This window comes from Paraburkholderia fungorum (genome assembly GCF_902833645.1).
Classification (GTDB): domain Bacteria; phylum Pseudomonadota; class Gammaproteobacteria; order Burkholderiales; family Burkholderiaceae; genus Paraburkholderia; species Paraburkholderia fungorum.
Map to the genome: position 1 here is coordinate 223,441 of NZ_CADFGE010000017.1, position 13,363 is coordinate 236,803.

Consider the following 13,363-nt stretch of genomic DNA (forward strand, 5'->3'; position numbering starts at 1 on the left):
ACAGGCCATGGACATCGGAAAGGGAACTGCAACGGGACGGTCGACCAGCAAGGCGATCGGCTACCACGTGATGCTTGTGCTGGTCACGCTTGCGGTCATGGCCGCTGCGGCGGCCGGGCTGACGCTTGCCCTCTGGCTGGCTTCGTTTTTCTTCGTCGCGAGTCAGCACGTCAACCCGCTTCATGCCGGGTTTCATGCGTGGCCGGATGCGGCGATGGCCTGGTACGACGGACACCTGCCGAAGCAGGGGCGGCGGCTCGCCGGGGCCGCGCTGTTCGGCCTGCTGCTGGCGTTCGGCGCGCCCGCGCTCGGCGTTTACACGCTTCTGGAACAGTCCAGGCGCCGGCGCCTCTACGGCAGCGCGCGGTTCGCAAACGAGGCGGACATCCGCCGGGCAGGACTGCTATGAACACGAGGGCGACTTCAGGCGCGTACAGCGACCCGCCGCTGGTCGTGGGCATCTGGCGTGGCCGCTATCTGCGGTTCACCGGGCAGCAGTTCGTGCTGCTCGCAGCGCCGGCCCGTTCGGGCAAGGGTGTGGGCATCGTGGTGCCCAATCTGCTCAGCTACCCGGATTCGGTGATTGTGCTCGATATCAAGCAGGAGAACTTCAATCTCACTGCGGGATTCCGACGTGCGCACGGGCACGATGTGTACCTGTTCAACCCGTTTGCGGAGGACGGCCGTACGCACCGGTATAACCCGCTGTCGGCGATCCCGGACAGCGTATTCCGCGTTGGCGACATCCTGGCGATTGGCTACGCGCTGTATCCGGTCGGCGGTCACGACGACTTCTGGAAGGACCAGGCACGCAACCTCTTTCTCGGTATCGTGCTGCTGCTGTGCGAGTGGCGCGATGTGCGTCGCACCGGCAACACCGATGTGCCCGACTACCCGGTGACGATGGGTGAGGTACTGCGGCAGTCATCGGGAAACGGCATGCCCGTCAAGGCATACCTGCAGCAGGCGCTGTTGCAGAACCGGCGGCTGCTCAGTGGCGCGTGCGCCGACGCGCTCAACCGCTTTCTCGCGAACGACGACAAGGTGCTCGCCAGCATCCTCGCGACGTTCAATGCGCCGCTCACGATCTGGGCCAATCCGATTGTCGACGCCGCGACGAGTGCCAGCGACTTCGACCCACGTAACGTCCGGAAGCGCCGCATGTCGGTCTATATTGGCATTACACCGGACCATCTGACGGAGGCCGCGCTCCTGGTGAACCTCGTGTTCTCGCAGGTTGTCAACCTGAACACGAAGGAACTGCCGCAGGACAACCCGGAGCTGAAGTACCAGTGCCTGCTTTTGATGGACGAACTCACGTCGGTCGGCAAGATCCACATCATCGCCCGCGCTGTTTCCTATATGGCGGGATACAACCTGAGGCTGCTCTCGATCGTGCAGTCGGTGTCGCAGCTTGAGTCGGTCTATGGCCGGGCGGATGCCAGGACGTTCGTCACCAATCACGCGATGCAGATCATCTACGCGCCGCGTGAGCAGAAGGACGCGAACGAATACTCGGAGATGCTCGGTACCTTCACAGACCGCTCGCGCAGCGTGAGCCGATCGAACGCGATCTTCGGCGGTCGCGGCGGGTCGAGCGAGAGTTTCTCCGAGCAGCGCCGGCCGCTGCTGCTGCCACAGGAACTCAAGGAGCTCGGGCGGGACAGCGAAATCATCCTGCTCGAAAACACGAAGCCGATCCTGGCGGAGCGGATCTGCTACTGGCGTGATCCCGTTTTCACGTCACGCCTGGTGGCTGCGCCAGCAATTCCAGCGATGGATCTCGTGCGTTTCATCACCCAGGTCGAGCGGCGGGTGAGGGATGTGCAACCGGACGACGTGGACGAAGCCGGTGTGATGCACATTCCCCCTGAGTATCTGGAAGTGCTGCAGGCCTGGGATCCGCGCGACCTGCCGCGGGATCTCAACGACGTGAGTGACGAAGAGGCGGCCGCCTACGTCGAGCGACATTTCATGCTGCTGGGTGTGCCAGCTACGCGCGTTGCCATGGCGGCGCGGCGGCTGTCGCCGACCGATCTCGACGTCGCGGAGTTGCGACCCACTGAAAGGGCGCCTGGGCGCAAGACCAGGCGCGCCTCCGGCGCACCGCGTACGCCACGTGGGCGAGCGGCATCGCGCACGGCTGACGGCTCGAACGTCGTGCCGCTTCACGGAGAACGCCGATGAATGCCCAATATCTGAGCGAAGAAGAACGCGCCCGTGCGGCACTCGCCATGATCCCTGCCGGGGACTACATGACGTGGGTCGATATGGCGTTCGCGCTCAAGCAGGGATTTGGCGAAGCGGGCTTCGACATCTGGGACGAGTGGAGCCGAACCGCCCACAACTACAGCGAGCGTGCGGCGCGGGTGACGTGGCGCTCGGCTGGCGAGTCAGGCGGCAAGACGCTTGCCTCTCTCTTCTGGCTCGCACAGCAGCACGGTTTCGATGTCAGGGGCTCGCGCGCAGCGATGGATCCTGCGGAGCGGCTGCGCGTGTCGCCGCCCCGTCAATCCGTGGACGGGGCGGGGCAGGACGGCAGGGTCGAGGCTCGCGTGCGCGCGCAACAGGCTGCGGTCGCGCGGGAGGCGCTGGCAATCTGGAAGTGGGCGCGGCCGGTGAGCCCCGGACATCCGTATCTCGGACGCAAGCAGGTGAGGGCAGTTCCGACGCTGCGCGAGCTGGAGGCCGAAGAGTTGCACGCGCTGCTCGGATACGCGCCGCGTAGTGCCGAAGAGCTGCTCACGGGCCGCGTGCTGGTCGTGCCGGTCCGCATCGGCGACACCCTCTCGACGCTGGAACTGATCGATGCCGAAGGGCGCAAGTCGGCTCTCGCAGGTGGCGCGAAGTCGGGCGGCTACTGGGTGGTGGAACCAGACCGGTTCCGTGATGGCGCCGTGACGCCCATCCTGATCGCCGAAGGCGTGGCAACGGCGCTGGCAGCATGGCAGTCGACCGGCTGGTTCAGCGTCGCCGCACTGTCGAGCGGCAACCTGAGGCCGGTGGCGGCGATGTGGCGCGGCCGGTACCCGGAAGCGGAGATGCTGGTGCTCGCCGATCTCGGTGCCGGGTATGAGCATGCGAAGCAGGCCGCGCTCGGCACGTCATCGCTGCTGGCCGAGCCACGCTTCGCGTCGCAGGCACGGATTGCCGGCGAGGTGCCGACTGATTTCGACGACATGGCGGTGCTCTCCGGGCCCGGTGTCGTTGGTGAGATTTTACGGGAGTCGCTGTACGGAGCACCGCAACGGGATGTAGCCGACGGACAGGCCGTGGTTGCACAGGGATCGGACGGCGCACTGAAGGAAGATCATGCACTGAAGGAGGACCATGCAATGGGCAATGTGAAAGAGAAACTCGTGGGAGATGGAGAGGTTTCCGGTCGGCACCGTACTTCGCGTCGTCGGGCCGGCCATCAGGATGCGCTGGAACCGACGCGGCAGGAGAGCACGGCATCGGCACCAGAGCCGGCAACTGCCCAGGCACAGTCGCAGCCGCCGGACCCGGACCGGCGGGAAGTGGATGCGTCGAAGCCAGCTCCCGCACCGGAGCGCGGCGTGGACGCGTCGGCGCGCCGGCAGGTGGGCGAACCACTGTACGGACTGGACGAGGTACCAGGCGAGATCAGGGCACTCGCGCAGCACCGCTTCGGCGCGCAGATCCGTATGGCGACGCCCCGCGAGAACGGTGGCCCGTACCGCGGTGAGGTGTTCAACACGGAGCACTATCTGATCCAGGAGGTGTCCACGCGTAGCGTTGTGTTCCATGAGAAGTCGGACATGGAGTTCGTCTCGGACCGGCTGCGGTGGATGGACGAGAACCAGCGCCTCAATGGGGCGGAGGTGCAGGTCGGCTACGACGGCGCACGGGCGAAAGTGTATCCGTGGGACCGTGCGCGCGACCAGCTCGAGCGCACGGTGGCATCGCTGAAGAAGTCTGCCCGCGAGGTGGGTTTCGGAAACGACCTCGACGCAACTCTTGACCAGCTGCAGGCCACGTCGTGGACCCGGGTGAGGGAAGCACGGGCTGCGGCACTCGCGCAGTCGAAAGAGCGCACCGGCCGCGAGCAGGAGCAGGGACAGGGGCAGCAACGCTGAGCGTGCGACGCTCTGCCCGCCAGTGCAGTGATCAGAGGGAGATCCATGATGGATGAAACCGCAACTTCTTCCGGCCCGCATGCCGACGAACCTGTCATCAACGTGATCGAGCCGGACCCGCCACCCATCCCGGATCCGCAGGGCGGGGCCGCGGGCGCGAGGCGTTTCGATCAGACCGAGGCCGACGCACTGGCCGCGCGCCGGCGCCGCGAGTTCGATGCAGCGCGGGCGCGGCTGCGCGATCAGGCCATCCAGGCGGACGCCCCGTCGCAGGCCACTGTACGGCAACCGGCGTCTCAGGCGGCGTCCCGTGGCACCGACGACGCATCCGCAACGCGCTGGGCACCGCTGGGCAGTCCGCCGGAGACGGTGCGCAAGCGCTACCTGCGGGCGGGCAACCAGTATTTCCTGAAGGATGCGCCGCATCAGCTCGCGTTCGAGGACATCGGCCGGTATCTGGTCACAGAGCACAACCGGCCCGATGTCGTCGAGTCGATGGTCGACATGGCCCGTGCGAAGGCCTGGGGGCGGATCCGGGTGTCGGGTCACGAGCAGTTCCGGCGAGAGGTGTGGGTACAGGCAACGCTGCTCGGCATCGAGGTGAGCGGATACGAGCCGAAGGCAGTCGACTTCGCCCGTCTGGCCGAAGGCCGCCGTGACCGGATGACGAACCGCATCGACGTGATGGAAACGACCGCGGCCGCGCAGGATCCTGCGAATCGACCAGAAGCGCCCGAGGTGGCGCCTGGCCCCACCGAATCACAGGCGGCGCAACCGGCGAGGCGCGATGCTCCCCGGCAGCCAGAGGCTCGTGCGCTGGCTCCGCCCGCGCCGGCGGAGCCGCCCCGAACCGCTCCAGCCTCCGAAACGGGGCCGCGCGTTGCCGAGTCCGAGGGACAGGAGCGGCAGCGCTATATGGGCGAACTGGTCGAGCATGGCGGTGCGCCATATCAGCACAATCCTGCGCGCAGCGATTCGTATTACGTCGTCTATCGCGATACTGGTGGTGCGGACCATGTTGTCTGGGGTGTGGATCTGGAACGGGCCGTGGCGGACTCCGGCGTGCTCGCCGGACAGCAGGTCATGCTCGAAAACCTTGGCCGGCGTCTCGTGACAGTGAAGGTCCCGGTTCTCGACGCGACGGGAAACGTGATCGGCGAAGAGGAAAGTGAGGTCTATCGCAATACCTGGCAGGTCGATGTCGTGGGACAGGAGCGGACACCGTCGCGCCCTAGGGCGACAGAGAGACAGGGCGAAGCCGGAAGAAGTGAAGCTGCTATGCCGGCGACGCCCGAAGAGGCGCAGACCGCCCGTCGGCGCGAGCCTTCCATCGCGTCTCCCGGGGAGCGCGTCGTGCAGATGGCGGTGCTGACCGCCGCGATGCGGCAGCAAGGTTTCAGCGAGCGATCCATTGCACGCGTGCAGCAGCGCGCGCAACGGCTGCTGAGCGCGCTCGAGTCCGAGGGTGTCACGGTTCCACGACCGCACGTATTCGATCCCGAGGCGCCCTCTACGCGCAGCCGCCGGACCCGCACGGCTACGGAGCGCGTCCCGAGCCGTGAGGTAGAGCGTGGCCCGACAGAACCCGCGCCACCGTCTCTGTAGGAGCACAGGCATGCCCACACGTGCGCGACTGTGTGTGGATCTTGGGCGAGCGAAATCACGTTGGGAGGCATGGTGTGCGCTTCATGGCGTAACGGCGGCCGACGCTGTCCGGCAACTGGTCCACGGTGTGCTGAGCCAGGGCGAGTCGCAAGACGGGGTGCCTGTGTCCGGGCATCTTCGCCTTCCGGTCGACGGGCATCGCGAACGCATCGAGATCCGTCTCACCCAGGAAGAACTCGAAGTGGCCAGACGACGTGCATTGACTGGTGGAATGAATGTCAATCGCTGGATGGTTGCGGTGATCCGCGCGCAGCTCGTGCATGAGCCGCAACTGGGCGAGCGCGAGATGCGACTGCTTGCAGACTCGAACCAGCATCTGGCCACGATCGTGACGCTGCTCGGACGGTTGCAGGCGCACGGTGGCGCGCGCGAGGCGGGGCGCGTGCTTGAGGACACGCGTGCCGTGATTGATACGCACCTGCGCACGGTCATGCAGGTGCTGCGCGCCAACCTCGATCGCTGGAGCCGCTAGCATGTCGTTCCCGAAAACCTGGGTCGACCAGATGCTGCTGAACTGGGGAGACCGGCTCTTTCATGATGCGCTACGGCATGTGCGTGCACCGCGCATGTCACGCGGCGAACTGCAACGCGATGTACGACGCATGCGCGAGCAGCTTGCCCGCACGCTCAGGCGTACCCCGGAGGTGATGGTCAAGATCACGAACAAGGCGTCCGGCGCACAGGGCATGGGCGCAGTGCGCCGTCATCTGCGCTACATCTCGCGTAACGGGAGGGTCGAGCTCGAGGATCAGGACGGGACGACCATGCTCGGCCGTGAGGCACTGGACGATCTGACGGATGCATGGCACCTCGGTGGCTGGGGTATCCCGGAAGAAAGCCGCAGGCGGGAAGTGTTCAACGTGCTGCTCTCGATGCCGCCCGGCACAGACCGGCAGGCGGTACGCAACGCCGCGCGCGCGTTCGCGGCGGAGGAATTCGGCGACGGCAGGCGGTACGTCTTTGCCGCGCACGATGACGAGGCGCATCCGCACGTGCATCTGACGGTCCAGGTACGCGGATCGGACGGAAAGCGGCTCAATCCGCGAAAGCAGGATCTGCAGCGCTGGCGCGAGCGGTTTGCAAGGCAGTTGCGCGAGCACGGTGTCGAAGCCAATGCGACGCACCGACTAGCCAGGGGCGAGACGCGCCGCCATCCGAAACAGGCCGTCGTACACATGGTTGCACGTGGTGATGCACCACTTTACTGGCGGCCGGAGCTCGACGACTACGCACGCCTTGCCTTGTGGGACGCGCACGCCGGTGCGCTCGAAGCGTGGCAGGGCGTGGCGCATGCAATGGCTGGCTCGCAGAGTTCGGACGATCGCGGCCTGGCGGCAGTGGTCATGGACTTCGTTCAGACTATGCCGGTGCAGCACGAAGGGCCATCGGTGGAGCGTAACGGGCGACACGAACAGCGACGGCGTCGCAAACCAGTTCACGCGCAGGGGTTGCGTCACGCAGGCCGTAGTGAAGGGCAACGGGAACTGTTTCCGGATGAGCCGGATGCCGGGGTGGAGCGCTAGGCAGCGGAGGCCGTGATGGCGATGCCGATCATTCCGTGGATAGGTGGCAAGCGGCGGCTCGCGGACGTGCTCGTTCAGCGCTTTCCGCCGCATACTTGTTACGTGGAGGTGTTTGCCGGTGCGGCCGCATTGTTTTTCATGCGGCCGCCCGCCGAGGTAGAAGTCCTAAATGATGTTAATGATGGTCTGATTAACTTGTACCGCGTCGTGCAGCATCATCTGGAGGAGTTCGTGAGGCAATTCAAGTGGGCGTTGAGCAGCCGGGAGGTGTTCCGGTAGCTGAGCGATACGCCACCGCATACGCTCACTGACATCCAGCGTGCCGCGCGGTTTTACTACCAGCAGCAGAACTGCTTCCGCGGACGCGTGGAAGGGCTCACGTTCGGCACGGCGACGACCTCGCCACCCGGCTTCAATCTTCTGCGTCTCGAAGAGACGCTATCTGCGGCACATCTTCGGCTGTCGGGCGCCTACATCGAAAAACTGGACTGGCAGACATGCGTGACCCGGTACGATCGGCCGCACACATTCTTCTATCTCGACCCGCCATACTGGCAGATAGAGGGCTACGGTGTGCCCTTCGAATTCGGACAGGATGAACGAATGGCAGCCGCGTCGAGGGGGCTGCAGGGGCGTGCGATCCTTACGCTAATGATCACGCAGCATTTCACGATCTGTTCGCAGGCTTTGACAGAGAGCGAGTTGAACTGGCGTATACCGTTGGCGGTCCGGCCAACACCGTTATGCACGGAGAGCTGATCATCTATAGCTTGGATAGAGCGGAGGACCCTGCGGGGCTGTTCTGAGGCGGAAGGTGATGTCCACGGGAACTTATCCCGTGTCTCGGCCCGGCTTCGGGCCAGCAGTGTGCGGATGCCTCAGCTTCAGCGATCGATGAACAAGGCGGGGCCACCCTTGTACGAGGCGACGACAATGACGACCATCGCGACTAGAAGGAGGGGGAAGCTGCATACGGCCAACGGAAAGAACAGCGCAAGCTGAAGGGATGATCCTCCGATGCCATGCAGTAGATTCGTGTCGCGGATGTTTTCATAGAGCAGCCACGCGGTTGCAGCAAAACCAAGAGCGATGAGAATCAGCCCGTCGGACGTGGGAGTGTGTTGCTGGGTCGCTTTGGCCCAGAAGTACAGTCCCCACCAGATGAGATTGATTGTGATGGCCGCGAGCCAGAATCCTCGCAGGGTGAAAAACGTGTGTCCGAAACGGCGCCGGCAATGCGGGTTAAATAGCTGGATCCCCTTCGCCACGGCGACGAGGGCAGTAATGATCAACGCCAGTTTCAGGAAGCCCATGGTGTGCTCCTTCGGGCACGAAATGTAACGTCAGGATGTCCCGGCCCGCACGGAGGGCTTCAGCCGGGAGCAAAGTTTTACCCGTCAAATAATAGACGTTTGGCTGACGAATGCAATGTAGTGGCGGCGAACATGGACGGCTATTGCCGACTGCGTTGCCGCAGCGATTGCGTACGTGACCATGAAACGCATCGCAATTGCAATGATGCCGCTGGCAAGCGAAGCCAGAAGTCCGTTGTCTGCAAATGCGGGAACGACAAGGATGGAGATAATCGCGAGGACTGCCATCCATGGTCATACAACCATCACCGTTGCTGTAGTGCTGATTTCCCTTGACGAGCGAGTCGAGCGAAGATAGCGACAGTCGATCAGCGGTCACCGAAGACACGCTGACCATGGAGCCGACCCTGCTGTTGGGAGGCGGGCTCACTGTGGGCGGCGAGGCTCCGTTGGGGCGCGGGCCATTTGAGTGCGGCCAGTTAACTGGCGACGAGAGTATCGTGTCTGTCTGTTCCGGGCATTTGCGCTTCCTCAAGTCGCTTCATCGGCGAACCGTCCGCGGGCTACGGCGGAACGCAGTTGCCGTCAGCATTCGCGAATATCGGGCTTCGCGGCCACAAGGCAACGCCCATATGTCTGGTGCAAAACAAGAACGGATTACGCCAGCGCGGTCACGCAAGCCCAGTGTCAGATGTTGTCCTGCTAGGACGAGGTGAACTCCGCCATCGCCGGCTCGACACTGCCCGGGTTGCAGCGCAAGCGGTAGCGGCTTGCACCTCGCAATCGGCGCCAGCACAGTGCCACGAGTTCCGGTCGTAGCGTGCCAACCACGTCCGACGTCTCGAACACCGTCGGGCGACTGACCGGTGGCAGTTACGCGGCGTGTGCCCCTGACTTTAACGGGTTGCGGGATGCGATCGTAGGTCTGAAACCTCATGCCGACCTGCATGTAGAGGCTGCCGCAGAGCCTGAGTCGCAGCGTCCTCGCGGCGCGTAACGGACGGATGAAGGGCGCGTGCTGCACCTGGCCGTCCTGAGCGCAGCGATGCGAGAGCAGGGCTTTGGCGAACGTTCCATTTCCCGTGTGCAGCAGCACGCCGCACGCATGCTGGACGCTTTCGGAAAGGAGGATATTCCGGTGCCGACTCTGAAAGTCTTCGATTCAAAGGCGCCTTCGGGCCGCGATCGTCGGCGATCGACCTGTTGCGATCGAATCTGGGCTCGCACAGCCGATAGCCGGAGAGTCGCGCATTCGTATCGAAATCCGGTGGATCGTCGCGCTAATCCGCGCGCAGCTGGCGCGGGAGCCCCAGTTGGGAGGCCGGGAACTGCTTTTGCTGTCGGCGTCGAACCAGCAGCTCGCTGTCGTCAGCCGGTCGTTGGGGCAGCTTACGCGCGGCGGTGGAGCGGAGTTCACGTGCGAGGAACTGGCTGATTTTGGAGGCATCCGGGAACAGATTGACGCGCATCTGCGTGCTGTCGTGGGTGTGATTCGCGCCAACCTCGATCGATGGAGCCGGTAACATGCCTTATCCGAAAATTTACGTCGGCGCGATGCTCCTGAACTGGGGGGATCGGTTATTTCAGGAGCCGTTCAGGCATGCGCGGGCGTCACGGCTTTCACGAGCGGACATTCGGGATGAGGCTTCACGCATGCGCGGCCAACTGGCTCGAACGCTGAAGCGGACCCCGGAGGTGATGGTCAACATCACCAACAGGGCGTCTAGTGCCCAGGGAATAGGAGCTGTACGTCGGCATCTTCGTTACATTTCGCGTAACGGCCAGGTCGATCTGGAAGATCAGAACGGCGACCGGATTTCCGGCGTCGATGCGCTGCGCGACCTCACGAAAACTTGGCAGTTCGCAGGATGGGGGATACCGGACACCAGCACTCGCCGCGAAGTATTCAATATCCTTTTGTCGATGCCGCCGGGAACGAACCGGCAGGCTGTGCGCGATGCGGCGCGTGATTTTGCGGCGCACGAGTTTGGCGACGGACGCGCGTATGTCTTTGCAGCACACGACGATGAGGCCCATCCGCATGTGTATTTGAGTGTGCAGGTGCGAGAGCCGGACGGTCGTCGGTTGAATCCACGTCACCAGGATCTTCAGCGGTGGCGTGAGTATTTTGCAGTGCAACTTCGGGCGCATGGTGTGGGGGCGAACGCCACCTCCGGGCGAATCCGCGGTGTCACACAACGGTATTCCATACCAGAAATCGTGCATATGATGGAGCGCGGCGAGGTACCGAAGTATTGGCGGGCCGTCGCAAACGATGCGCAGCGCGAGGCGCGTTGGGTTGCACACGGTGGGGTGTTTGCTGCATGGCGCCAGCTCGCCTACGCGATGGCAGAATCTCGTGTGAGCGAGGATCGTGTGATGGCGGTTGAAATGGCGTATTTCGTTGGCGCGATGCCGGTACAGCGTGACAGGCATGCAGCGGAACGAGAGCGAGATATCGGGCAGGACCAGCCGGCTCGCACGGTATCGGAAAGCGATGGCCGGTCAAACGATGTCGGGCCGGATGTGGAGCGCTGATCGGCGGAGATGATAATAGACATGTGGATCACGGCCAGAGGCGCGAACAGTACCACTTCGCATAAGGAACTGATCCCCTTCAGTTGGAATAGGTCAGATTACCCAGAGGCATTGCTCCAATGTGTGCTGCGTGCAGAGCGAGACGGCACGATATAGAGCGCCGGTGTGGAATGCTAACTGCCGCTTAGCGATGGACGAGCCACGCCGGCCCAGCTTTGAAGGATGCGAACAGCACAATTGCCATAGCAATCAGGAGGAGCGGGAGGCTGTAAAGTGCCACGGGGAAGAACAACGCTAACTGCAATGCCGAGCCGGCCAGTCCGTGGGCAAGATCCGTTTCACAGATGTTTTCATAGGCCATCCAGACAATAGCGACGATGCTCAGAACGAAGAGGACGAGTCCCTCATTAATGGAGGCATGATCGCGTACAGCATTCGCATAGCAATAATGTCCCAGCCACATGAGGTTGATGCCCAGTGCAGCCAGCCAGAATGCGCGAAGCGTGAAAAAGCGATGGCCGAAACGGCGACGGCTGTGGCTGTCGAACAACTGGATGCCCTTCGCAAGAGCGATCAGCGCGCCTAACGGCACATTTAAGAATTTCCACTGCCTCACTCCTCGATCGATGGACTGTGGAGATATGCGGTCGACTACAGATAAAGAGCGTGATTCGGTGCGCGCTATCCTTGCTAGACAGATGGTATGAACGCCGCCCTCTCTCAGAGGGATTCGTGCGCGGCGCATATGCGACGTTGGAGAGATGTTGGGTCCCTCCAGAACCGAACGGCATCAATGTGCCAAAGTGGAAGTGTCACGACCACTTAGGAACGGAGGGACCATCATGAATACTACGACGTTCGGGCTTGACATTGCCAAACGCACTTTCCAAATGTATTGGGTTGAAGTGGAAACCGGTGAGATCGTAAATCGGCGGTTTTCGAAGCAACAACTTATAGAATTCCTTGGTCAACGATCTGCTGGGCTTGTGGCATTGGAAGCCTGCGGGAGCGCACACTGGTGGGCACGTAAGATCGTGGCGCTGGGTCATGAAGTCGTATTGCTGCACGCGAGGTTCATCCGCCCGTTCGTCCAGAATAACAAGACGGATGCAACTGACGCTCGTGCGATCTGGACAGCGGCACAGCAGCCCGGCATGCGTTCGGTAGCACCGAAGTCAGCGGAGCAGCAGGCCACTTTGGCCTTGCATCGCATGCGCTCGCTGATGGTCAAGTCACGTACCATGCAGGTGAACCAGCTACGCGGCCTGTTATACGAATTCGGCGTGGCGCTCAAAGCGGGGCGCATTGCCGGGCTGGCCGAAGTCCGCGAGCGGCTCCCGGAAATTGAGCAGGTTGTTCCGGGCACGTTGTTCTCTGCTCTACGTGAGCAACTTCATTTCATCGATCGTATCGAAGACGAGATCAAGAAACTGGAAAGGCAGATCGTTGCCTGGCAGCGGCAGGAGGCGGCATGTCGGCGGATCGCTGCGATTCCAGGTATTGGACCATTGACAGCGACAGCCCTGGTCGCGACGATTGGCGATCCCTCTGCATTCAAATCGGGACGTGAACTTGCCGCGTATCTCGGCTTGGTCCCCAGACAAAGCGGTACGGGTGGCAAGACTCGATTGGGCGGGATAAGCAAGCGCGGCGACGCCTATATACGCATGCTGTTGATCCATGGAGCAAGAGCCGTCCTGTTCAAAAGCAGGCGTAAAAGTGCCTGGTGCGAACAACTCTCTCTGCGGCGTCCGACGAATGTCGTTGCCGTCGCGCTGGCCAATAAGATGGCGCGAACCGCGTGGTCGCTACTCGCGCATCAGAGCGCTTATCGGGAAGATTACGTAGCACGAGAAACCGCGTAAGAAGCGGGGAATCAAACACGAGTTTCCAGACTGGTTGCGAAGGTCGATAACGGTGTGATGGCGAGACAGGTTGGTCCGCAAGAACGTGAACCTGATTGACGCTGAGCGCTTTGAGCGCGCTAGATAGCAGAGGTCGTTCTTGGCGAATTCCATCAGGGCGCGCAGGCTGGCCTGTAGACGCCGGATATAAGCGTGCAACCAAATCCTCGTCTAACTTCTCAACGGTATCACCTTGCAAGCCGGGCGGCGTTCATATAAGCGTCAAGCAGCACGGCCGGCGCATTGACTCATCAGAATTGCAACTCGCGTTGACCTGTTGCCTCACGTAGTTTGCTACCCGTCGGATTGTCCGGCGGGAGCGG

12 protein-coding genes and 1 pseudogene are annotated in these 13,363 nt (G+C 62.8%); 9 read left to right on the forward strand and 4 right to left on the reverse strand.

Translation table 11 applies throughout. The annotated features are described in order from the left end of the window. Positions 1-7: 7 nt before the first annotated feature. The 7 genes and pseudogenes from HWX91_RS37100 to HWX91_RS37130 all read left to right on the forward strand — a co-directional run bounded on the left by HWX91_RS37100 (position 8) and on the right by HWX91_RS37130 (position 8,091). Entirely contained in the window at positions 8-409 is a 402-nt protein-coding gene (locus tag HWX91_RS37100) for a hypothetical protein (protein ID WP_028200423.1), read from the forward strand. Further along, positions 406-2,187 carry a type IV secretory system conjugative DNA transfer family protein gene (locus HWX91_RS37105; protein ID WP_102857452.1) on the forward strand — a complete coding sequence of 594 codons (1,782 nt, stop codon included), beginning with the start codon at positions 406-408 and terminating at the stop codon, positions 2,185-2,187. Before HWX91_RS37100 ends, HWX91_RS37105 begins: the two co-directional genes overlap by 4 nt. Beyond that, the gene (locus tag HWX91_RS37110; RefSeq protein WP_028200420.1) at positions 2,184-4,097 is read left to right on the forward strand and encodes a PriCT-2 domain-containing protein; all 1,914 of its coding nucleotides are present in this window, start codon (positions 2,184-2,186) and stop codon (positions 4,095-4,097) included. The genes HWX91_RS37105 and HWX91_RS37110 overlap by 4 nt, the downstream gene beginning before the upstream one ends. A 45-nt stretch (positions 4,098-4,142) precedes the next feature. Continuing rightward, entirely contained in the window at positions 4,143-5,702 is a 1,560-nt protein-coding gene (locus tag HWX91_RS37115; protein WP_028200419.1) for an LPD7 domain-containing protein, read from the forward strand. A 10-nt stretch (positions 5,703-5,712) separates the two neighbouring features. Further along, entirely contained in the window at positions 5,713-6,234 is a 522-nt protein-coding gene (locus HWX91_RS37120; protein ID WP_028200418.1) for a hypothetical protein, read from the forward strand. A gap of 1 nt (position 6,235) precedes the next feature. After that, positions 6,236-7,285, forward strand: coding sequence for a relaxase/mobilization nuclease domain-containing protein (locus HWX91_RS37125; protein ID WP_028200417.1), 1,050 nt, complete (start codon positions 6,236-6,238; stop codon positions 7,283-7,285). 15 nt (positions 7,286-7,300) lie between these two features. Continuing rightward, positions 7,301-8,091 (forward strand): annotated as a pseudogene (locus HWX91_RS37130) (DNA adenine methylase). Between the two features lie 78 nt (positions 8,092-8,169). On the opposite strand, the gene HWX91_RS37135 reads toward HWX91_RS37130, so the two are convergent. From HWX91_RS37135 to HWX91_RS37145, 3 genes are all read right to left on the reverse strand, one after another. Next, the gene (locus HWX91_RS37135) at positions 8,170-8,598 is read right to left on the reverse strand and encodes a hypothetical protein (protein WP_028200416.1); all 429 of its coding nucleotides are present in this window, start codon (positions 8,596-8,598) and stop codon (positions 8,170-8,172) included. Positions 8,599-8,682: 84 nt separating this feature from the next. After that, positions 8,683-8,886 carry a hypothetical protein gene (locus tag HWX91_RS37140; RefSeq protein ID WP_028200415.1) on the reverse strand — a complete coding sequence of 68 codons (204 nt, stop codon included), beginning with the start codon at positions 8,884-8,886 and terminating at the stop codon, positions 8,683-8,685. Positions 8,887-9,878: 992 nt separating this feature from the next. Beyond that, on the reverse strand, positions 9,879-10,124 hold the full coding sequence (locus tag HWX91_RS37145) for a hypothetical protein (RefSeq protein ID WP_028200414.1): 246 nt from the start codon (positions 10,122-10,124) through the stop codon (positions 9,879-9,881). Here HWX91_RS37145 and HWX91_RS37150 point away from each other — a divergent pair. Further along, on the forward strand, positions 10,123-11,136 hold the full coding sequence (locus tag HWX91_RS37150) for a relaxase/mobilization nuclease domain-containing protein (protein WP_028200413.1): 1,014 nt from the start codon (positions 10,123-10,125) through the stop codon (positions 11,134-11,136). The two genes, HWX91_RS37145 and HWX91_RS37150, sit on opposite strands and share 2 nt — an antisense overlap. Positions 11,137-11,320: 184 nt before the next feature. On the opposite strand, the gene HWX91_RS37155 is transcribed toward HWX91_RS37150, so the two are convergent. Further along, positions 11,321-11,752 (reverse strand): hypothetical protein, encoded by a 432-nt coding sequence (locus HWX91_RS37155; protein ID WP_042277356.1) that lies wholly within the window; start codon positions 11,750-11,752, stop codon positions 11,321-11,323. A 226-nt stretch (positions 11,753-11,978) separates the two neighbouring features. Between HWX91_RS37155 and HWX91_RS37160 the strand changes: the two genes are divergently transcribed. Beyond that, entirely contained in the window at positions 11,979-13,001 is a 1,023-nt protein-coding gene (locus tag HWX91_RS37160) for an IS110 family RNA-guided transposase (RefSeq protein WP_028200411.1), read from the forward strand. The last annotated feature ends 362 nt before the right edge of the window (positions 13,002-13,363 follow it).

Coding starts and splice junctions, on each gene's coding strand:
- HWX91_RS37100 (WP_028200423.1), top strand. CDS start 8: ATGGACATCGGAAAGGGAACTGCAACGGGACGGTCGACCAGCAAGGCG.
- HWX91_RS37105 (WP_102857452.1), top strand. CDS start 406: ATGAACACGAGGGCGACTTCAGGCGCGTACAGCGACCCGCCGCTGGTC.
- HWX91_RS37110 (WP_028200420.1), top strand. CDS start 2,184: ATGAATGCCCAATATCTGAGCGAAGAAGAACGCGCCCGTGCGGCACTC.
- HWX91_RS37115 (WP_028200419.1), top strand. CDS start 4,143: ATGATGGATGAAACCGCAACTTCTTCCGGCCCGCATGCCGACGAACCT.
- HWX91_RS37120 (WP_028200418.1), top strand. CDS start 5,713: ATGCCCACACGTGCGCGACTGTGTGTGGATCTTGGGCGAGCGAAATCA.
- HWX91_RS37125 (WP_028200417.1), top strand. CDS start 6,236: ATGTCGTTCCCGAAAACCTGGGTCGACCAGATGCTGCTGAACTGGGGA.
- HWX91_RS37135 (WP_028200416.1), bottom strand. CDS start 8,598: ATGGGCTTCCTGAAACTGGCGTTGATCATTACTGCCCTCGTCGCCGTG.
- HWX91_RS37140 (WP_028200415.1), bottom strand. CDS start 8,886: ATGGCAGTCCTCGCGATTATCTCCATCCTTGTCGTTCCCGCATTTGCA.
- HWX91_RS37150 (WP_028200413.1), top strand. CDS start 10,123: ATGCCTTATCCGAAAATTTACGTCGGCGCGATGCTCCTGAACTGGGGG.
- HWX91_RS37145 (WP_028200414.1), bottom strand. CDS start 10,124: ATGTTACCGGCTCCATCGATCGAGGTTGGCGCGAATCACACCCACGAC.
- HWX91_RS37160 (WP_028200411.1), top strand. CDS start 11,979: ATGAATACTACGACGTTCGGGCTTGACATTGCCAAACGCACTTTCCAA.